Source organism: Eubacterium sp. 1001713B170207_170306_E7 (genome assembly GCF_015547515.1).
Taxonomy (GTDB): Bacteria; Bacillota; Clostridia; order Eubacteriales; family Eubacteriaceae; genus Eubacterium.
In genome coordinates, this window is the sequence record NZ_JADMVE010000006.1 from 216221 (window position 1) to 237962 (window position 21742).

The 21742-nt window shown below is 48.2% G+C and carries 18 protein-coding genes and 1 other annotated feature (1 of these 19 only partly in view); of the genes, 15 read left to right on the forward strand and 3 right to left on the reverse strand.

The features are described 5' to 3' along the window. Window positions 1–104: 104 nt before the first annotated feature. From I2B62_RS15745 to I2B62_RS15790, 10 genes are all read left to right on the forward strand, one after another. Window positions 105–707, forward strand: a complete 603-nt coding sequence (locus I2B62_RS15745; protein WP_195269997.1) for a response regulator — start codon at window positions 105–107, stop codon at window positions 705–707. Then, entirely contained in the window at window positions 707–2095 is a 1389-nt protein-coding gene (locus I2B62_RS15750; RefSeq protein ID WP_074618097.1) for a histidine kinase N-terminal domain-containing protein, read from the forward strand. Before I2B62_RS15745 ends, I2B62_RS15750 begins: the two co-directional genes overlap by 1 nt. A gap of 100 nt (window positions 2096–2195) precedes the next feature. After that, entirely contained in the window at window positions 2196–3632 is a 1437-nt protein-coding gene (locus I2B62_RS15755) for an ethanolamine ammonia-lyase reactivating factor EutA (RefSeq protein ID WP_074618098.1), read from the forward strand. A 13-nt stretch (window positions 3633–3645) separates the two neighbouring features. Continuing rightward, window positions 3646–5013: an ethanolamine ammonia-lyase subunit EutB gene (locus I2B62_RS15760; RefSeq protein WP_074618099.1), complete on the forward strand. Its 1368-nt coding sequence runs from the start codon at window positions 3646–3648 to the stop codon at window positions 5011–5013. Window positions 5014–5031: 18 nt separating this feature from the next. After that, on the forward strand, window positions 5032–5922 hold the full coding sequence (gene eutC / locus I2B62_RS15765; protein ID WP_074618100.1) for an ethanolamine ammonia-lyase subunit EutC: 891 nt from the start codon (window positions 5032–5034) through the stop codon (window positions 5920–5922). Window positions 5923–5934: 12 nt separating this feature from the next. Beyond that, entirely contained in the window at window positions 5935–6588 is a 654-nt protein-coding gene (gene eutL / locus I2B62_RS15770) for an ethanolamine utilization microcompartment protein EutL (protein ID WP_038350763.1), read from the forward strand. 19 nt (window positions 6589–6607) lie between these two features. Next, window positions 6608–7714, forward strand: a complete 1107-nt coding sequence (locus I2B62_RS15775) for an ethanolamine utilization protein EutH (protein WP_074618101.1) — start codon at window positions 6608–6610, stop codon at window positions 7712–7714. Between the two features lies 1 nt (window position 7715). After that, window positions 7716–8162, forward strand: coding sequence for a cupin domain-containing protein (locus I2B62_RS15780; RefSeq protein WP_083337176.1), 447 nt, complete (start codon window positions 7716–7718; stop codon window positions 8160–8162). A 130-nt stretch (window positions 8163–8292) separates the two neighbouring features. After that, the gene (locus tag I2B62_RS15785) at window positions 8293–8769 is read left to right on the forward strand and encodes a hypothetical protein (protein ID WP_074618103.1); all 477 of its coding nucleotides are present in this window, start codon (window positions 8293–8295) and stop codon (window positions 8767–8769) included. Between the two features lie 491 nt (window positions 8770–9260). Continuing rightward, complete coding sequence (locus I2B62_RS15790; protein WP_195269998.1) at window positions 9261–9752, forward strand: DUF2798 domain-containing protein; 492 nt, start codon at window positions 9261–9263, stop codon at window positions 9750–9752. 132 nt (window positions 9753–9884) lie between these two features. On the opposite strand, the gene fliB is transcribed toward I2B62_RS15790, so the two are convergent. Further along, on the reverse strand, window positions 9885–11030 hold the full coding sequence (gene fliB, locus I2B62_RS15795) for a flagellin lysine-N-methylase (RefSeq protein ID WP_195269999.1): 1146 nt from the start codon (window positions 11028–11030) through the stop codon (window positions 9885–9887). A 140-nt stretch (window positions 11031–11170) separates the two neighbouring features. Between fliB and I2B62_RS15800 the strand changes: the two genes are divergently transcribed. From I2B62_RS15800 to I2B62_RS15820, 5 genes are all read left to right on the forward strand, one after another. Further along, window positions 11171–12511 (forward strand): cytidylate kinase family protein, encoded by a 1341-nt coding sequence (locus I2B62_RS15800; protein WP_195270000.1) that lies wholly within the window; start codon window positions 11171–11173, stop codon window positions 12509–12511. Continuing rightward, complete coding sequence (locus I2B62_RS15805) at window positions 12462–12881, forward strand: MarR family transcriptional regulator (RefSeq protein ID WP_195270001.1); 420 nt, start codon at window positions 12462–12464, stop codon at window positions 12879–12881. Before I2B62_RS15800 ends, I2B62_RS15805 begins: the two co-directional genes overlap by 50 nt. A gap of 245 nt (window positions 12882–13126) precedes the next feature. Then, a complete protein-coding gene (gene typA, locus I2B62_RS15810; RefSeq protein ID WP_195270002.1) occupies window positions 13127–14944 on the forward strand; it encodes a translational GTPase TypA in 1818 nt (605 codons plus the stop codon). 110 nt (window positions 14945–15054) lie between these two features. Next, window positions 15055–16233: an AI-2E family transporter gene (locus tag I2B62_RS15815; protein ID WP_195270003.1), complete on the forward strand. Its 1179-nt coding sequence runs from the start codon at window positions 15055–15057 to the stop codon at window positions 16231–16233. 32 nt (window positions 16234–16265) lie between these two features. Next, entirely contained in the window at window positions 16266–16598 is a 333-nt protein-coding gene (locus I2B62_RS15820; RefSeq protein WP_195270004.1) for a rhodanese-like domain-containing protein, read from the forward strand. Window positions 16599–16673: 75 nt separating this feature from the next. On the opposite strand, the gene I2B62_RS15825 is transcribed toward I2B62_RS15820, so the two are convergent. Both I2B62_RS15825 and I2B62_RS15830 read right to left on the reverse strand, forming a co-directional pair. Further along, on the reverse strand, window positions 16674–19400 hold the full coding sequence (locus I2B62_RS15825) for a diguanylate cyclase (protein WP_195270005.1): 2727 nt from the start codon (window positions 19398–19400) through the stop codon (window positions 16674–16676). 259 nt (window positions 19401–19659) lie between these two features. Continuing rightward, entirely contained in the window at window positions 19660–21318 is a 1659-nt protein-coding gene (locus I2B62_RS15830; RefSeq protein ID WP_195270006.1) for a 2-isopropylmalate synthase, read from the reverse strand. Between the two features lie 343 nt (window positions 21319–21661). Continuing rightward, window positions 21662–21742: a binding site (T-box leader), on the reverse strand; it runs 172 nt beyond the window's last position.

Genomic DNA, 21742 nt, shown 5'->3' on the forward strand with positions numbered 1-21742 from the left:
AACATTTTGATAGGTTTACGATGTAGCAAACTGAGATAACTTTTGGGGTCTCTGTTTGCTTTTTTGTTAGTATCGATTTTAAAGGTTGGCAGGACGGTGATAAGATGGAAGAGGTAATATTGGACGATAAGAAAAAAACAACGGTTGTTATTGTAGATGATGAACCCATTATTATCATGGATTTAGAAGAGGTTCTGGAAAATCTTGGATACAAAGTAGTAGGAAAAGCGCTTGATGGATTTGAAGCCATTGAAATATGTCGCTATAAAAAGCCGGATGTTGTGCTTATGGATGTTGAGATGCCTGTCCTTGATGGGTTTGCGGCAGCTAACTGCATTTTGGAAGAGGCCCTTGCTGAAACCGTAATTATGGTCACAGCATATAATGATAAAAAATTTGTAGATCAGGCAATGGAGATAGGCGCTTCAGGATATTTGGTAAAACCCATTAATGAGCGTTCCATCATGCCTTGTATCAATGTCGCTAGAGCCAGAAGCAAGGAGATTATACACCTTAAGCAAGAGGTGAAGAAGACAAAGGAGCTTGTAGAAGCAAGAAAGATTATTGAAAAGGCTAAAGGTTTGATTATGAAGAAAAAAAATATCAGCGAAAATGAAGCTTATGAGTATATCCGTTTGATTAGCAAAGAAAAACAGATTTCGATGCAGCGAGTCGCTGAAATTTTACTTAAGGGAAGACGAAAATAATGTCTGTACTTATTCGAAATTTATGTGAAAAATATACTAATTTAACGGAAGAAGATATTGATATCATTATAGAAAAGTCAGAAGTACTTGCTGATATTGCCTCCAAAACAGATCAAGATGTTTTTATTGACTGTCCCTGCATTCAAATATCTGAGGCGGTGGTTGTGGCAGAAGCTTTAAAAAAAGATTCACTTTACCAGCTAAGTACGTTAGGTTGTATCGTTCGTGAGGAAGATGAACCTGCGGTTTTTAGAACTTTTCGTTCTGGAGAGGAAACTGAAGAGGTTGAAGCCACAATTTTTTCTTCAAGATTAGAGGGAAGAGTCATTCAAAATGTTCAGCCAATAAAAAATAAGGATAAAACCATTGGTGTTTTAATTTTTGAGAGACCAACCAAGGAAGACTGGCCTTTAAAAAGAAATACAAAAAAATTGATGGCAAATACAGCGGGAACTTTGCCTATTTTAAAAGACTGTGTCTGGATTACAGAGTACTTTGATGATGCGCTTATTATTGTAAGTGAAAATGGCGTGATTTTATACCGCAATACAGTTGCTGCTAAACTGTACAGAAAACAGGGATATGTTTATGATATTTTAGGACAGGAATATTCAAAAGTTTCACTCCATGGTGAGTTACTGCCCAAAGATGGTAAACGCTCCGAAGCAGACATGAAAATTGGGGCTTACTATTATCGTATACGACAGTTCAATTTAAAGGATAAAGGCGTATTTTTAATTGTTATTCGTGATATTACAGAACTCAGAATAAACGAACAGGAGTTGATTTTAAAATCCACTGCTATCCAAGAGATCCATCATAGAATTAAAAATAATTTGCAAACAGTGCACAGTTTGCTCCGTTTACAATGGCGTCGGGCAAAATCAGTAGAGACACAAACCGCTTTATCAGATGCTATGAACCGAATCCTTAGCATTGCTACAACACATGAAAGCCTTTTGTATAGTGGAGTAGATGAGATTAGTCTTTTTACCGTCATTGAGGAAATTAAAAAAAATTTTACGGACTTAATGAATTTGGAAAAGCAAAAAATTGAAATAGATGTGACAGGTGATGATCTGCGCGTTTCTTCGGATATTTCATCCTCCATTGCCCTGGTCATTAATGAATTGATCCAGAACTCATTGAAATATGCCTTTGAAAATCGAAAGAATGGACGAATTACAATCGCTGTTTCCGAAGGAAATATGGGGTATGCCAATATAACAGTAACTGATAATGGGACTGGGTATGAAGTTCAGCAAGAAAATAAAAGCCTAGGATTAAAAATTGTCGAAAATCTTGTGCAGAATAAGTTAAAGGGAAGATTGGAAATTCAATCAGGGAATGGCGGTACACAAGTAACATTTGATTTTAAAATTAAATAATGTGTTTATGCGATGAAGCATAAATGAAAGAGTGACGAAGCTCGGCATACAGATATTATTTCTGTTTGGCGAGCTTTTTATTTTGAAGGGGTCGGAAATTATGAAAGAAAAAGTTTTAAGTGTAGGTATTGATATTGGAACCTCAACTACTGAGATGGTATTCAGCCATATTATTATTGAAAATATTGCATCAAACTTCAGAGTGCCAAACATTCAAATTGTAGATAAAGAGATTATTTACCGCAGTCCTATTTATTTTACACCACTGCTGTCAAACGCTGTGCTTGACACGGACGGAATCATGGACATCGTTAAAAAGGAGTACGATACAGCCGGTATTAAGCCAAGTGATGTACAGACAGGCGCAGTAATTATAACAGGTGATACTGCAAGAAAAGAAAATGCTGAAAATGTACTAAGGGAGATCAGTGATTATGCAGGTGATTTTGTTGTCGCGACAGCGGGACCCGAGCTTGAAAGTATTTTGGCAGGAAAAGGTAGTGGCGCCTCAGAATTTTCAAGAAGAAATAAAGGAACTATTTTAAATTTAGATATCGGTGGTGGCACAACAAATGTAGCGCTGTTCGAAAATGGAGAAGTTCTTGAAGCGAGTTGTTTTGACATTGGAGGAAGACTCATTCGTTTTTCAAAGGAAACAAATGAAATAGAGTATATTTTCCCCAAAATACAAAAGCTTTTTCAGGCGATGGGGATAACCGTCAAAGCAGGCGGCACATTAACCGATGATATGTTTGACAAAATAACAGAAGTTTTGGCGAAAGGGATAATAGAGATTATTGATCCATCACAAAGAAGCTTTCTCATTGATTTTTTGGCGACTAATAAAATTGTAAAAGATTTTGTTAAAATTCCAGACTATGTTTCACTTTCAGGTGGGGTCGGTGATCTTGTTTATCAAGAGCTATTGCCAAAAACAAATGTATTTGGTGATATTGGCGTGCTACTGGCAAAGAAAATAAGAAAAAATTTAGCTAAAGGTGCTGTTAATGTCGTTAAGCCAGCGGAGACAATTGGTGCAACGGTTGTTGGCGCTGGAAACCACAGCGTTAATATAAGCGGAAGCACCATCACTGTCACCGCCAAAAACTGTCTGCCGATTGTGAATACACCGATCATGAAGGTTGATAACCCAATAAACTATACAGATGAAGAAATAAAGAAAACTTTTGAAAAAAAAATAAATTGGATACATGGTGAAGATACATCAATGAATATTGCGTTGGCTATTGAAAGTGAAAAAATGTTGACGTTCGATGAGATACAGTTGATGGCCAGAAAGATTATTATCGGGATGCAGCCGATTATACAAAAACAGGAAGCGCTTATCGTAGTTTTAAAAGTAGACTATGGAAAGGTATTGGGACAATCTATTCAGAAATATCTTTCTGAGGATAAGCAAATTATCTGTTTGGATGGTGTTAATGTAGGTAATGGCGATTACATTGACATTGGAAGACCTGTTGGAGTAGGAGAAGCAGTACCCGTTGTAATAAAAACAATAGCATTTAGTTATTAGAGGAGGAGAAGCAATGCGATTAAAAACAAAGCTATTTGGAAAGGTCTACCAATTCGATTCAGTTAATGATGTTCTGGCAAAGGCAAATGAGCAAAAATCAGGAGATATTCTGGCTGGAATTGCGGCTGAGTCGGAACAGGAGCGTGTAGCTGCAAAAGAGGTATTGAGCAATCTTTTAGTTTCAGATATCCGAAATAACCCCTGTGTTCCTTATGAAGAAGATGAGGTGACCAGAATTATTCAAGATGATGTTAACGAAGCGATTTACAGTGAATTCAAGAATATGACGATTAGCGATCTAAGAGAGTATATCCTGGATTATAAAACATCGGAACTGGATTTAAAACGTATGGCAAGAGGTATCACATCAGAAGTTGCCGCAGCCGTTGGGAAGCTAATGGGGAATATGGATTTGATTTATGCTGCGCAGAAGATACGTGTGGAGGCTACTTGTAATACCACCATTGGAAAAAGAGGCATTTTGGCCAGTCGGATTCAGCCGAATCATCCGACGGATGATCCGGATTCTATAAAATTGTCACTGTATGAAGGCCTTAGTTATGGGTGTGGTGATGCGGTTCTTGGACTAAATCCTGTTGATGATACTATTGACAGTTTGACACGCAGTTTGAATTTATTTGATGAAATAAAACGTGAATTGGAGATTCCAACGCAAATTTGCGTTCTGGGGCACATTACGACACAGATTGAATGTCTGAAAAATGGAGTTCCAATGGATTTAATGTTCCAAAGTCTTGCGGGAACTGAAAAAGCAAATTCTTCTTTTGGAATTGATGCCGAGATGCTGCAAACTGGAAAAGACCTAATGCTTAAGCAGGGGACGTCTATCGGACCAAATGTGATGTATTTTGAAACTGGACAAGGTTCTGAATTATCCGCTGAGGCACATCATGGTGTAGACCAGATGACTTTAGAAGCACGTTGCTATGGATTAGCTAAGCGATATCAACCTTATTTAGTTAACACGGTTGTTGGCTTTATTGGACCGGAATATCTGTATGATGGCAGACAGGTTATTAGAGCGGCTCTTGAAGATCATTTTATGGGTAAAATACAAGGAATTCCCATGGGCGTAGACTCAACAATGACTTGTCATATGGATTCTTCATTTAATGATCTAGATATGCTTGAATCCCTTTTGGCTTTGGCTGGATGTAATTATTTTATGGGCATTAATGGCGGTGATGATGTGATGCTAAACCACTTAACATCTTCTTACCATGATATGGCAACATTACGTGAAATGACGAATAAAAAGGTTATTCCAGAATTTGGGGACTGGTGCCGCAAATGGGGAATTATGGATGAAAATGACCATTTGACAGAGCTGGCCGGCGACGCATCAATCTTTTTTAAATAATCTAAGGAGGATGAGTAAATGAATAATCAAATAAATGAAAAGCAAATATTAGAAGCGGTTATGAAAGTTTTGGGCGAAAGCAAAAACAATAATACTTCTCTTTTAACAGAATCCAGTAAAAATGAAGATCTGGTAGATATTACAGAAATAGATTTGCGTAAAGAGCTCTTGATAGACCATCCCCAAAATGGAGAAATATATCTTCGCTTAAAAAGCAGAACGCCCGCAAGACTTGGCATTGGAAAAGCCGGTCCGCGTTATAAAACATCTACGATGCTGAGAATACGCGCTGATCTTGCTGCTGCGCGCGATGCCGTTCAAACAATGGTTTCTCCAGAATTTATTGATGATCTGAAGTTGCCAGTAGTTAAAACAAAGGCAGAAGATAAAGCTCAGTATTTACTACGTCCAGATTTGGGAAGAATTTTCGATGAAGAAAACACGAAAATCATGAAGGAACGCTTAAAACAAAATCCAGATGTTCAAATTGTCATTGGTGATGGGCTTAGTTCCACAGCGATTGAGGCAAATATCCGTGAAATACTGCCGGCGTTAGAACAAGGGTTGAATTCCTTTGGTGTTGATCCCGGAACACCGGTTTTTGTTGAATACTCCCGTGTGGGAGCAGGTGATTTTATCGCTGAAACCGTTGGCGCAAAACTGGTTTTAATTCTTATCGGAGAAAGGCCAGGGGTGGCTTCATCAGAGAGTATGAGTTGCTATATGACGTATAATCCAAAAGTAGGTATGATGGAATCTGGAAGAACTGTTATTTCTAATATACATCAGCATGGAACACCTCCTGCTGAGGCAGGTGCGCATATTGCGGAACTTGTCAATACCATGTTACGTGAAAAGAAAAGCGGTGTTGATTTAGTCGTTGAATCGAATAAGACAACAGTCTGTTAAAGGGAGTTTAAAATGAAAGGTGATCGTATTAAAACTTATGTCTTAAGTCAAAAGCTAATTCCTAATGTTGATAAAGACATGTTTAAAGAACTAAAATTGCCGGATAATCACCGCAGTATTGGAATTTTTACAGCGGATAACGATGACGCAGCTTTTATCGCAATGGATGATGCTACTAAAAAAGCAAATATTCAGGTTGCTTATGCAGAATCAACCTATGGTGGTGGAAGTTGTGCCTGGTCAAAATATGGTGGAGAAGTTATAGGCATTATTTCGGGCCCGTCCCCAGATGATGTGCGAAGTGGTCTGAACTATATCAAAGAATTTATTGAAACAAAATCTTCCCTTTACAGTGTAAATGAGGATGATTCGGTTGTATATTATGCTTATAATATATCGAGAATTGGTAAATTTTACGCAAACTCTCTTGGACTGGAGGAAGGGACATCTCTTGCTTATGTGGCGTCTGCACCTCTGGAGTCGATGTATGCTCTGGACGCTGCGCTTAAAGCAGCAAATGTTCATGTGGCTGAATTTTGGGGGCCGCCAACAGTTACTAACTGCGGAGGAGCTCTTTTAACAGGAACACAGTCTGCCTGTAAAGCAGCAGTGGATGCTTTTGCCAATGCTGTCGCGTTTGCAGTGGATCGGCCGCTTGAGATTTAAAGGAATGGGGGAGTAAACTATGAGTGTTAGTACAATTATTATTTATATCATGGTGGCTTTTATGTTTTGGGGAGCCATTGATAAAGTTTTTTTGAATAATCGCTTTGGGTATGGGGCACAGTTTGAAGAAGGCATAAACACAATGGGGCCACTTGCAATGTCTATGGTAGGGATTATGTGTCTAGCGCCTGTTATCGGAAATATTTTAACACCTATTGTCGCGCCTGCTTTTAATTTAATTGGTGCAGATCCGGCAATGTTTTCTGGATCACTATTAGCAATTGACATGGGAGGATTTCCGCTTGCACAGGTCATGACATCAAATCAGGACATTGTAGTTCTTTCGGGTATTTTGCTTGCGTCCATGCTGGGGTGTACCATTGTTTTCTCGATTCCGGTATCTTTGAGTATTGTGGAAGAAAAAGATAAAACTTTTTTGGCAAAAGGTATGATGATTGGTATTATATCCATTCCCTTCGGAACTTTTATTGGTGCCATGATTGCAGGCATACCGGTATTGTTGACATTGATCAATATTGTACCTGCGGCTTTACTCTCCATACTTCTGGCTATTGGATTATGGAAAATTCCAAATGGTTTGCTCAAAGGCTTCAGTGTATTTTCTAAAATTATTACGATCATTATTGTAATGTCTTTTGCATGCGCGATTGTCGAGGGACTGACAGGAATCGTTATTATTCCAGGAATGGACCCGATCGGTCCACAACTTGAAATTATCGGAACAATTGCTATTACTTTAGCAGGCGCTTATCCACTCGTGCATTTCATTACAACAACGATGTCAAAACTTTTATCAAAATTTGGGAAAATTTTGGGTGTCAACGATATTGCAGTGGCTGGGATGATTGCAGCACTGGCAAACAGTATTCCAACCTTTGGAATGGTTAAGGATATGGATAATCGAGGAAAGGTTATTGCAATTGCTTTTGCTGTCCCAGCAGTAGCAGCATTGGGCGATCATTTAGGATATGTCTCTGCCAACGCACCGGAGTATCTTTTACCTTTAGTTATTGGAAAAGTTGCAGCAGGTATTATTGCTGTCCTGGTTGCCCTGCTATTTTTAAAGAATGATAAAAATGAAGCAATTAAAGTGGAAGGAGAATAAAATGGATGATAAACAAATATATGAAATTATTCATAAAGTATTAGATGAATTGACAGATAATACAATTAAAAATGAAGCTTTGGAATTTGAAAAAAAGGTTGATGAGAGTGGTGTGCTCTGTGTAAAAACGGATACCGTAAAGCCTGAACCTTTCGATACTGGAAAATCCGGCGATAAAGTATTTTTAAAAGATATTGTTACATTAAACGAAAGTCCGCGTCTGGGAGCCGGAGTAATGGAAATGGATCATACAACATTCGACTGGACACTCGGGTATGATGAGTTTGACTATATCATAGAAGGCACGCTATGTATCAATATAAATGGCCGCTCCATTATTGGGAATAAAGGTGATGTTATTTTTATTCCCAAGGGGTCTTCAATTCAGTTTTCAGCTCCACAATTTGCAAGATTTGTTTATATCACTTATCCTGCGGATTGGCAATAGAGTTTGAAATAATAGTTATTCCTCTTAAATCAGGGTCAATCTTTTGGCCCTGGATTTTTTTAAACCTATATTTTCTTTTAATGCGTAATGGCGTAAAATTCGAATGGTGAATTTGTCGGAAGGTGAGAAGATGAAACAAGAACAAAAATTTGCTAATGATTATATTGATAATTGGTATTCTAAATTTTTCATCCGAAATTTTGGTGACAAAAAAGGTCAGGATATTTTTGGTTTGTTTATAAATGAATATGTAAAATTAGTGGATATAGAAAATAAAGCTCATAATTACTTTGATAGAGAAACCCTGGGAATTGTCGCTCTTTACCATACATTGGTAATTAAAAAAATCGAATGGGAATTTGTAGAGCCAATGATTAAGGAAACGATGAAATTTTACATGGATACTAGAAAAAGTAAGTATATTGAATATTGTGTAAATGTAGACCATTCGTCGATTCCGGATTTTTGGGGACAGTATAAAAGAAATAGAAGTTTAGAAAACACCAGTTTTTCTGTGAGTGTTCCATTAAATATGTTAAAAAGACATAATTGTGTGGTACTTCTTCCCCTATTTGATGAAATTGAAAAAAATTACCAGTATAGCTGAAATATAATTACACAAAAGAAAACAGGTAAAATATATTGATTTGCCGAAAAGATTGTGAAAGAGTTTCTAGATATCAAAAATACAATAGTAATAGATTGTTATAAGAAGAACTACATCGCCCAGAACATAAAACACACAAGCAACAAATCCTATAGAAAAACAAGCATTTCAGGGCCTTTACAGTTCTCAAAACGTTAACAAAGAGATAATTATACCGATATCACAAAGCCCCGGATTTTATGCCGGGGTTTTTTATATCAAAGTCGTTTTGATTTTTCTAAAGGCATGCTCAAAAGACTCAAAACCCAATTTTCAGAGGTTTTGAGTCTTTTGAGCAGGGGGCAGGAAAATAAAAAATAATGGGCAGGGCATTCTTGAAAAATTAAAAATCAAGTGTTATAATAAACCCAGATTAGCGAGTAGTGCACGTCACGTAAGTCCAGTTGACGCCACGGCTCGCTTTTTTTATTTTCAGAATAAGGAGTGATTTTATGCCAAAAACAAAATTACAGGAGATTGTTTACGCGGTTTTAATGACCTTTTTCATGGTGCTGGCCATGGAATTTTATAATACCGGGCTGCGCATGGGGGGAATGACCAACGAGGGATTCTTTATGGCCTTTGAGGAAATGCGGATAATGGTGCCGGTTTGCTTTGTGATGGGCTATTTTTTCATGGACCGGATCGCCCCCAAAATCGCCTTTAAAATGGTAACGCCGGGTGAGGACAAGGAAATATTCTGCGTGATTGTCCGGGCCGCGGTAACGGTCTGTCTGATGTGCCCGGTGATGAGTTTCTGGGCAACCCTGATTTTTAAGCAGCCGGGTGTGCAGTTTTTGGCCGTCTGGCTGGAGACCATTGTCATCAACTTCCCCATGGCCCTCTGCTGGCAGGTTTTCTTCTGCGGGCCGCTGGTACGGTTTTTATTCCGGACGATTTTTAAGGGGCAGCTTGAAAAGCAGGCGGTGGAATTGCAGGAGTAGAGGTCTCTTTATCAGTAAAGAGACGCCTTAGGCTGTCAAAAAAGTGGCATAGAGGAGACTATGTCGATTAAGTTTTTTTGACGCGCTGAAGCCCGTATCCTTTAAAAAGGGATATGGGCTTTTTTATGGGGCTCACATTGCCATCAGCAGCCCCGTCAGCGCGGGAGGACTCAGCTCGGGGTCGCGGGTCAGGTGGTCACTCAGAAGGGCCTGATTTGGGATGGAATGCTCGATTTCGCGGGAGTAAGCGCAAAAGATGGCCTGGTGCTCCTTTTCGGACAGGGTGCGGCTGTTTTCGAGCCATTGGCGCTGTGAGAGCGCGTAGACGGCCAGGACGGCCAGGGCGGTGTGCTGAATTTGCAGCAGGGGCTCGCAGGACCAGGCGCAGTCCATGAAGTAGCGGAACAGATGGTACACGCTTAAATGCTCGTAATAATGGGCGTGAAGGTCCTGAAACCCGGCGTTGTCGAACCGGTTGGGCGCTGTTCTGAAGTGTGCCTGCACCTTTTCCAGCTGCCGGGTGAAGCTGGTCTGACGGTGCTCGCATTGGCCGAGGCAGCGGAAGAGGGCCTCAAAGGTATCATGGGGCTTCGGGCCTTCGGGCCGGGGCGCGCTCCGCAGGGCGGACAGGGTACGGCTAAGCTGTTTATCATCCGAAAAGGTGGTGTACAGGGTATTTTCCGCAGCATCATCAGATATAAACAGCAGGGCGGTGAGCCGGGTGGCGAACTGGAGCAGCAGGGCCAGGCGCTCAAAGATTGTGAAGCGGCGGTTTTGCAGCAGAGTACGGCCAAGGTGCCGGGCTCTGAGCATGCGCGCGCAGAAAAGCGGATCGAGCTCAGGCTCGTAACCGGTAGGTCCGTCGTTCTGGGAGGTCACAAAGCCCATAGGCGCAGGATCGGACAGCATGAGCCGGGCGGCCTCTGGGCAGGACAGGGAAAGGCCCGCCTCCTGGAGGTTTCCATAGTTCGCATAAAAGCGCGGGTAGAGGCGGCAGGTCTCGCTCAGGGCGTCCTCGCCCAGGGCGATATGGATATCGCAGAGATCTTTATGGTTGAGAAAGGGACAGCGGCCGGTCGGGTTGATGAAAATGCAGTCACCGTCCGCATCCAGGGTCATGGCGTCCCGGAGCCGCTTGCCGATGGCGCCCCCGGCGCTCTGGTAAAGCTGTTCGGCGGCCGGGTCGATGACCACCTCCCAGCCTGCGCAGCAGGTATCCGGGCAGGCTCCGGCCAGGCACCGGAAGGTATTAAAGGTTTCGGGTGTTTGAAAATTCATGGGGTTCTCCTTTTTAACTGCCTTTATTATAGCAGAACCGGGGCATGTTTAAAAATAAAAACACGGCTGAACCGTCTTGACTTTTCAATGATTAGAAGTATAATAATTAGAGTTCTAATTATTGAGAAGGAGTGTGGAGAATGACCGCAGGAGAAAAAATGAAACGCTATATGGTCTTTACGATTGGGGTGCTCATCAACGCCTTTGGCATCAGCTTTATCACAAAGGCCAGCCTGGGGACCTCGCCGATTTCCAGCGTGCCCTATGTGCTGAGCCTGCGGTTTGAGCCGACGCTGGGTGAATTCTCATTCGTGCTCAACATGCTCTTCATTATTCTGGAGATCGCGCTGCTGCGCAGAAGCTTTGAGAAGATCCAGCTCCTGCAGATTGTGGTGAACGTGGTGTTCAGCTATTTCATTGATTTCAGCATGCTGCTGCTCGGAGGCTTAAACCCGGGGAACTATGCCATGAAGCTTGTGTTTCTGCTGGTCGGCTGCGCGATTCTGGCCTTTGGCATTACACTGGAGGTCTTTGCGGATGTGATCCTGGTGCCGGGCGAGGGGATTGTGAACGCCATCGCGGTGACCTTTAAGAAGCCCTTCGGGTCGGTCAAGGTGGGCTTTGACGTGACGCTGATGTCCACGGCCTGCATTCTGTCGCTGGTCTTTTTTCACGGGCTGCAGGGCATCCGGGAGGGAACGCTGATTTCAGCGCTGATTGTGGGCACGGTGGTCAGGTTTTACAGTAAACGTCTGGCCTTTCTAAAGGACTGGCTTTTTGGCGCGCGGGCGGCAGCCGGTGCGGCGGCGGACAAGCCCTGCCGCTGCCCGGTGATTACCGTCAGCCGGCAGTATGGCTGCGGCGGAAACGAGGTGGGCCGGCGTCTGGCCGGGGATTTGAAGATGGCCTTTTATGACGATGAGATCAGCCGTCTCACGGCCGCTGAGGGCGGCTACACCAACCAGTATGTGGAGAAGGAGGAGCAGCGCTATACCAACAGCCTGCTCTACGACCTGGTGGCCTCCAATTATGCCATGGCGCCCGGAGAGGTGCCGCCGCTGGAGGCTCTGTTTGAAGTCCAGAGCCGGGTGATCCGCGCGCTTTCCTGCCAGGGCCCGTGTGTGATCATCGGGCGCTGCGCCGATTATGTGCTTAGGGACCAGCCGGACGGTTTTCATGTTTACCTCAGCGCCAGCCTGGAGGACCGGGTCCGCCGGGTAATGGCAAAGGAACAGCTGGACGAGGCCCAGGCCAGACAGCGGATCGCGGAAAAGGACCGGGAGCGGACCAGCCATTATCAGCATTTTACCGGACGGACCTGGGGCGCCGCCGGGAATTACAGCCTGTCGGTGGACACCTCGGTTTTTGGCATTGAGGGGGCCGCCGAGTTGATTGAGCACGCCTTTGAGTGTGCCCGGAAAGGAAAAGAAAATGAACCAGAGCTTTCACAACCTGCTGTTTGTCAGCCAGAGTCTTTTTAGCAAGCGCCTTTACGCGGCGCTGCAGGGCACGGGCCTGACCTCTGGGCAGCCCAAGGTGCTGGAATACCTGAGCAAAAATGACGGCAGTGTCCAGAAGGACATCGCGGCCGGCTGCCAGATCGAGCCGGCGACGGTCACCAGCCTGCTGCCCCGGATGGAGGCGGCCGGGCTCATCGAAAGACGCTCAGAAAACGGCAACCGCCGGTCCCTGTATGTCTATCTGACGGATAAGGGCAGAGCGGACGCCAACCGGATCGGGCAGGCCTTTGCGGATCTGGAGCGTCAGGCTTTTGAGGATATTGAGGATACGGAGCGCGAAGCGTTTATGTCGGTTTTAGGGAAGATCTGTGAGAACCTGAATGGAAAATAAAGGAACGGGTTTCAGTTTTCAGTTTTTTTCATAAAAGACTTGTGCTGAGGCTGGTTTTGCAGTATAATAAAGGACGGATTAATTTTCAATCAATGCAATTTTGAAAAGATATCCAGGGGGAGGCCCTGGGTATCTTTTTCTGATTATACCTCTTGACTGTCTGCGGTGAACCTTTATCCCCCATGCTCAAAAGACTCAAAACACCGGATACAGTGAAAATTTTTAATGAAGAAAGCAGGAAACATATGAAAGAAGAACAACCGATTATTAATATCGCGGTTATCGCCCACGTTGACGCGGGCAAGTCGACCCTGGTCGACGCGCTGTTGAGCCAGAGCGGCGTTTTCAGGGATAACCAGGAAGTGGTTGACTGTATTATGGACAGCAATGACCTGGAAAGAGAGCGTGGGATCACCATCTATTCCAAAAACTGCTCCATCATGCACGATCACATCAAAATCAACATTGTGGACACTCCGGGCCATGCGGATTTCTCATCGGAGGTCGAACGTATTTTAAAAACAGTTGACACGGTGATTCTGCTGGTGGACTCCAGCGAGGGGCCCATGCCGCAGACCCGCTTTGTGCTCAACAAATCCCTGGAACAGGGGCTGCGCCCCATTCTGTTCATCAACAAGATTGACAAGAAGGACCAGCGCGCCGAGGAAGTGGTCGATATGGTTTTCGACCTCTTTGTGGAGCTGAAGGCCAATGACGAGCAGCTGGACTTCCCGATTCTGTACGGGGTGGCCAAGCAGGGCATTGCCAAATATGACATGGACGATGACAGCACCGACCTGACCCCGCTGTTTGAGACCATTGTGAAGCATGTGGGCATTCCGGAGGATATGAGCCTGGAACCGCTGCAGATGCAGGTTTCCACCCTGGGCTATGACGATTATATCGGCCGTCTGGGCATTGGCCGCATCGACAAGGGCACCATCCACACCGGGGACAGCCTGGAGGTCTGCAAGCGTGACGGCAGCTTTAAACGGGTGAAGATCGGGCAGATCTTTGTGTACCGCGGCCTCTCAAGGGTTGAGGTCAAGGAGGCGAAGGCCGGCGACATCGTGGTGGTTTCCGGGATTCCAGACATTATGATCGGGGAAACCATCGGCGAAGTGGACCAGGTACAGCCCATGGAGCTCATCGAGATCGAGGAGCCGACCCTGTCCATGAACTTCTTAGTCAACACCTCGCCCTTTGCCGGCAAAACCGGTAAATTCGTGACCACCCGCCACATCAAGGCCCGCCTTGAAAAGGAGCTGGAGGTTAACGTCGGGATGACCGTTGAGCCGCTGGAGGGCACCACCGAGGGCTACCGTGTATCGGGCCGCGGCGAGCTGCATTTATCCATTCTGCTTGAGAACATGCGCCGCGAGGGCTATGAGGTGGCGGTTTCCAAGCCAGAGGTTATCATGCACCGCGACGAAAGGGGCCGCAAGCTGGAGCCTGTGGAAAGCGTGATCATCAGCGTCCCGGACGAGTATTCCGGCACGGTGATCTCCAAGCTGAACGTGCGCAAGGGCAGCATGGTGAGCATGGCTGCCGAGGAAGGCTGGACCAAGCTGGAATACCTGGTGCCGACCCGCGGGCTGCTGGGATACCAGAGCGAGTTCATCAACGACACCCACGGCGAGGGCACCCTGGTCCGCCGTTTCGATTCCTTCGAGCCTTATTTCGGAGAGATTCCGCAGCGCCAGAACGGCGTGCTGGTTTCCGGCGTCACCGGCGAGACCATGGCCTACTCACTGTTTAACCTGAGCGACCGCGGCACCATGATGGTGGAGGCGGGCACACCGGTTTACGAGGGTATGATCATCGGCATCAACAACCGCAGCGACGACATGGTCGTCAATCCCATCAAAAACAAAAAGATGACCAATACCCGTTCCTCCGGAGCGGACGAAGCCTTAAAGCTCATTGATCCCAAGGTCTTTACCTTAGAGGAAGCCCTGGAATTCATCAATGACGACGAGCTGGTTGAGATCACCCCGACGGATATCCGTATCCGCAAGAAGATTTTATCCGAGCTTGACCGGAGAAGAGACCGGCGAAACTAAGATAAAAGCGAGAACCCGTATCACGGCGATACGGGTTCTTTTTGATTCTCAGGCAAAATTAATACAAAGTGGGTATACTAGACTTAGAAAGAAATGAAAGGAGCTGGCAGATGGTATTTAAGAAGAAAAATATGAAGGATTATATCCTCCTGATCACCTATGCGGTCTGCCTGCTCATGGCGCTGGTCAACATCCAATATATCTGGAACGGCCTGGGCATTCTGGTGGATATTGTCATGCCCATGCTCATCGGAATCGGGATCGCCTTTGTGCTCAACATTCCCATGAGCTTTTTCGAGCGCTATGTCTTTAAGTTCATGAACCGGATCCGGGGCAGGCGGCTGAGGGAAAAGGGCAAGCGGGCCGCGGCCATGGTGCTCACCTTTATCTTTATCGGCCTGCTGATCACCGGAGTGGTCACCTTTGTGATCCCCCAGCTCCAGAAAAGTATTGAGATGCTCATCACCAAATTTCCGGGCTATGTGGCCAGCTTTAACCTGCTGGTCAACCAGGTGCTGGAATGGCTGCACCTGCCCGAGGACGCCTGGAACCAGCTCTCGAGCCAGTGGCAGGACCTGTTCCCCAAAATCAGCAGCAGCCTGATCGGGGCCATGCCGGAGATTGTCAACACGACGGTCAGCATCACCCAGGGCGTGTTCAACTTTCTCATGGGCTTTATCATCTCGGTCTATATGCTGGCCGACAAGGAACGCCTGCTGGCGCTGAAGGATAAGCTCATGTACGCCTATATCCCGGACAGGGCCAGGCTGTTTATCAACGAGGTGGGCCACACGGCCAACCAGACCTTCCACGGCTTTATCGCCGGACAGATCACCGAGGCCTTTATCCTGGGCACGCTGTGCGCCGCCGGGCTGGCCATTCTGCGGGTGCCCTACGCGCTGCTCATCGGCGTGCTGGTGGGTGTGACGAGTATTATCCCCATCTTCGGGGCTTTTCTGGGCGCAGTGCCCAGCGGGCTGATTCTGCTGGTGGTCAAGCCGGTGTACTGCCTGATCTTTATTGTTTACATCATCTGCCTGCAGCAGGTGGAGAGCAATGTGATCTACCCCAAGGTGGTGGGCACCTCGGTGGGGATTTCGGGCCTGTGGGTGCTGATCGGCATGCTGCTGGGCGGCAGCTTCTTCGGCTTTACGGGCATGATCCTGGGCATACCGGGCTTCGCGGTGCTGTACTCAGTGGTGCGCACCCTGACCAATGCCCGCATCGCCAGAAAGCAGGCGGCCGAGCGGCGCGAGACCATCGAGGTGAAGGATTTGGAAGATTCATAAATTAAAATCAAAAATATAAAGGAGTGAATGACATGAGTCGGGAATTAAAAAGTATTGAACCGGACGAATTGGAGGCTTTACTGGAAAAAAATGATGGAAACACCGTCTTATTGGATATTCGGGACAAAATGGAAATTCACAATGAGTTTGAGGATCAGGCGAATGTGGTGAACATTCCGCTCAAGCTTTTGCCCTCGCAGCTGGAGGCCCTCGCGCCTTTTAAGGATAAGACCATTGTGCTGGTGTGCCGGTCGGGCATGCGGGCGTCCAGAGCCCAGAAGCTGCTGGCCCAGAAGGGCTTTAAGGACCTGCGGGTGCTGAAGGGCGGCGTGGTGCTCTGGGAAAGGTTTAAGAACCATTCATAATTTTGTCTGAAGATATGATGCTCAAAAGACTCAAAACAGCCTGTGAAAGGGTTTTGAGTCTTTTGAGTGTTTTTTTTATGGGGTATTATTTTTTTTGTACGGTGTGATGTCGTGGCAGGACAGCAGCCAGGCCGGCGTATTTTTCCAGGAAATCACGGAGGCGTCGGCGGCCGACCAGACCTTGAGCACCGGATTGTAAACCTCCAGGGTGGAGCTGTTGTTCTCAGCGCTCAGCCCCCGGACCGGACAGGCCTCGCAGGGGGTTTCCTGGTCGAAAAAGGCCTGGTGGCAGGTCATGCCCACCTCGGAGGCGGGCGCGATGCTTTTGGTTTTGCGGTTGATGTACAGGAGCCGGTAGCTGGCGGGCTCGACGACATAAATCCAGGCGTTCTGGCTGTCGAGCACCTCTGTGAGCGCGGCCAGGGACTGCTCGGCGCGGTCCTGGGCCCGTTTTTTGAGCAGAAAGGTGCTCAGAATCTCGGCGATAAAGGACAGGGCGCTCACCTGCTCCTGGGTCCAGAGGCGGTTGCTGCGGCATTCGTCAAAGCCCACGTAGCCCTTGGCGTGGCCGTTATCGTTGATGGCGCACTGGAGCAGGGATTTGACGCCCTGAGGGGCCAGAATGGCGTACTCGGCCTCGGACAGGGTGCGGATATCCTGACAGTAGAAAATGCCGTTTTCGTCGAAGTTTTCCAGGTAATGGCCCTTCAGGTCATCCTCGTAGGAGAGCAGGGCCAGGTTCTCGATCTCGGGCGTGATGCCCTCGTTGCACCACTCGAAGGTGTTGCTGCAGTACAGGTCGTCCTCGCTGTTTTCAAAGATATAGACCCGGCTGACGTCGAACTGGCGTCCGACGATCTCGAGGATGGAGCTGACCGCTGCCTCCAGGTCGATGGACTGGTAGAGGATGCGGAAAACGTACTCCACCAGCTGGCTGTTGAGGGCGTGCGGGACCGACTCGGTGTCCGAATCAATGCGGGCGCCGACGGCGCTGTACATGCCGGATGCCGCGTCCTTAAAGGCCATGTCCTCAATGGTCTGGTTAAAGACGACGAACTGGTTTTTGCCCTGCCGTTTGGCCTGGTAGAGGGCGTAGTCGGCACATTTGTAGAGAGCGTGGAAGTCCACGGCGTTATCCGGATAGCAGGCAATGCCAATGCTGCAGGAGGTATCGCCGCCGTCGAAGTTGAACTCGTCGAGGTGGTGGAAATTCTCAAGGACCTGGACGGCCTTGGCGGTCGCCACCGCGGTGGCGGGAATATCCCGCAGAAAGACGATGAACTCATCGCCGCCGATGCGGCCCACGATATCGCTGCTTCGGAACAACGACTGGATCTTGGCGGAGATTTCCATGAGGAAGGCGTCACCGAACAGGTGCCCCCGGGTGTCGTTGACGTTTTTGAAATTGTCAATGTCGATGATCATCAGGGCGCAGCGGGTGTTCTCCTCGCAGAAGGAAAGCTGGCTTTCGATGAGGCTCTCGGCGGTCCCCTTGTTGTAGAGCTTGGTGAGGGTGTCGCGCTGGGCCTTCTGGGTCAGCTCCTCGGATTTCTTCCGTTCGTTGTCGATGTCGACGAAAACGCCCACGGCCTTAAAGGGATGGCCGCTCTCATCGTACTGGGCGGTGATGCGCACACGGCACCAGAGGTACAGCCCGTCGTTTTTCTGGATGCGCACCTCGGCCTCCACATAGGACTCGCCGTTGCGGATACGGTTTAAGATGCCGGCAAAAACAGGCACGTCGGCCGGGTGGAGGTGGGATTTGGCGGTGAGGTTCACGCTCACGTTCTCGGTGATGGGCTGATAGCCGAATTTTTTCTGCCAGTTGTGGGAAAACACAAAATTATCCCGCCGGATATCCCACTCGAAGATGATGTCATTGGCCTGATCCATGATGATCTCATGGCGCTCCAGGCTCAGGCGCAGGTTCTCCTGGGCCTCCTTGCCGGCAGTGTCGTCGATGAGAATGCAGTAGAAGGACGGCGGCCCGTCACTGGTGGTGATGAGCTGGCCCTTGTCAAGCACCCAGATGGTCCTGCCGTCGCCCCGGGTCACCCGGTATTCGATCTGCTTGGTGTTGCTGAGGCCCATCTGGCGCTCCACCTCCTGCCAGGTGGCGGCCCGGTCCCGGGGGTCGATCATGGCGAAAAAGCTGTCGTTGAATTTCTCGCGGATTTCAGAGCGGGTGTAGCCGAACATGGAAAGAAAGCCGTCGTTAACCTGCAAAATGGTCAGGCGGGCGTCGTACAGGCAGCGGAAAATGCCGCCCGGAATGTTTTCGGTCAGCTGCTGAAGGTCCCGGTTGCGGGCGTCCAGCTCCCTGGTGGTGTCCTCGATCAGCTTGTGGACATTGGCGTCAGGGGGCAGGTCCATATCGCGCAGAAGGGCGTCCGGCCCGTCGGGATTGGCATAAATCCGGGCGAGGTGCAGTTGGCGGAGCAGGATCCTGCCGCCGATGAGGCTGCAGGCCAGGCTGGCGGAAAGGCGCACGTCGTGCCCGGAACGCTCCGGGGCGTTATGGCGCAGGGTCAGCTGGCACTCGGCCAGACAGTTTTCCGGCCCCAGGGCTGTGGTCTGGACGCTGGATTCCAGGACCGTAAAGGCATGGGGAGACCGCTTGAAATCCTCGCGGAGGATGGTCTCCAGGCGCCCGGAACCAGCAGGCGCACAATCGTGATGAAACAGGCCGGACCAGATCACGTCTTCTGCGGCCATGCTGCATATCTTCTCAATGTCTCTCTCTTCAAAATAGGCTCTTTGCAGCGCTCCAACAAAGGCCTGCGTCTTGCTTTCGATGCTCATCCTTACACCTCTTCCGGCAGGTTCTCTGCGCGATTATCCTTCACGTGTGATCATCCTCAAAATCACTAAAATCACTTTTCACAGCGGCAAAGCGCTATGGCGGGAGACCGGTTTTCAAAATTAATTAATTTATGCTATTATACAGCTAAAAGCCCTAAATAACAAGCGAAAAGAAAAAGAGACCCCCGCGTGAAAGCGGGGGTTAGAATCCAGACGCAGGATACTAAGGGCCGTTTATTCTAAGGCCGGAACAGGCCTTTTACAGGGCCCGGTTGATGGCTGAAACCAGTGCGGTAACGGAGGCGACGATGATGTCGTTGTGGATACCGGCGCCCCAGACGGTGCGGCCGCCGGGCATGGTGATGCCCACATAGGCGGCGGCCTGGGAGGTCGAGCCTTCTTCCAGCGCGTGCTCCTTATAGATCAGGTCGGTATACGGGGTGTCGAGATAGTCCTTGAGCGCGTTGCTGACCGCGTCGAAGCGGCCGTTGCCCTCGGCGGCGACCATGGTTTTCTGTCCGTCGCGCTCAATGGTGATGGTGGCTTTGATGTGTTCGCCCACCTGCTCGAAATGGTATTCGGGCAGGGTGACCGGGTGCTGGATATTGACATAGGTTCTTTCAAAAATATCCCGGACCTCCTCGGCGGAGAGCTCCTTGTGCTTGTGGTCGGACACGTCCTTGACCGCATAGCCCAGGTCCTCGCGCATGCCCTTTGGCAGGTCGTAGCCGTACTTCTGTTCCAGCACATAGCCGATGCCGCCCTTGCCGGACTGGCTGTTGATCCGGATCACATCCTTTTCGTAGCGGCGGCCCAGGTCGGTGGGGTCGATGAGCAGGTAAGGCACGGTCCACTGGTCGCAGTGCTTTTCCTCACGCCACTGCATGCCCTTGGCGATGGCGTCCTGGTGGGAGCCGGAGAAAGCGGCAAAGACCAGCGCGCCGCTGTAGGGCTGGCGTTCGTAGACGTGCATGCGGGTGGTGCGCTCGTACACCTCGGTGATCTGGGGCAGATTGCTGAAATCGAGTCCCGGGTCCACGCCGTGGGTGTACATGTTCAGCGCCAGGGTGATGATGTCCACGTTGCCGGTGCGTTCGCCGTTGCCAAAGAGGGTGCCCTCAATGCGGTCGGCTCCGGCCAGAAGGCCCAGCTCGGTGTCGGCCACGGCGCAGCCGCGGTCATTGTGGGGGTGCAGCGAGACGATGACGTGCTCGCGGTTATTCAGGTTTTTACACATGTATTCAATCTGGCTGGCGTACACGTGGGGCATGGACATGGACACGGTGACGGGCAGGTTGATGATGACCTTGCTGTCCGCGGTGGGTTTCCAGACGTCGAGCACAGCGTTGCAGATGTCCAGGGCGAAATCGACCTCGGTACCGGTAAAGCTCTCTGGCGAATACTGGAACTGGAAGTTGCCCTCGGTTTCAGCGGCCAGGTCTCTGAGCATGACGGCTCCGTCCACGGCGATCTGGATAATCTCTTCCTTGGATTTGCGGAAGACCTGCTCGCGCTGGGCCACAGAGGTGGAGTTGTACAGGTGGACAACGGATTTCTTGCAGCCCTCCAGCGCCGCGAAGGTTTTGCGGATAATGTGCTCTCTTGCCTGGGTGAGCACCTGAATGGTCACGTCGTCGGGGATCAGGTCCTGCTCGATCAGGGTTCTCAGAAAGACGTACTCGGTTTCGGAGGCCGCCGGGAAGCCGACCTCGATTTCCTTAAAGCCCACGGCCACCAGGGTTTTAAAATATTCGATCTTTTCCTCCAGGCTCATGGGAATGATGAGGGCCTGGTTGCCGTCGCGCAGGTCCACTGAGCACCAGATCGGCGCTTTGGTAATGTATTCCTTGTGCACCCAGTCGGTGGATTCTTCGGGGGGCATAAAATAACCGCGTGTGTATTTTTTGGGGTTCATCATGGGTTGTTCTCCTTTTTGTTTTACAGGTATTTTAATCAGATCATCTTTTCCTTTAATCCTTTTGATGCCGGTGTTGAGAAGGATCGAATGAAAAGACATTTGTTTTGTTACCGCTCGTCCGCTGACGCTCCTTACGCGCTGCCAAATTTTTTTAAAATTTGGACAGTTTAACGGATCATCTTTTCCTTCAATCCTTTTGATGCCGGTGTTGAGAAGGATCGAATGAAAAGACGTTTGTTTTGTTATCGCTCGTCCGCTGACGCTCCTTACGCGCTGCCAAATTTTTTCAAAATTTGGACAAAACATCAAAAAACCGCCTCTACGCGCATTTTTATAAATGACGTATAGAGACGGAAGATTTTATCTTACGTGGTACCACTCTAATTTCACAGCGTAACGCTGCCTCATTGGCAGATACGGACCG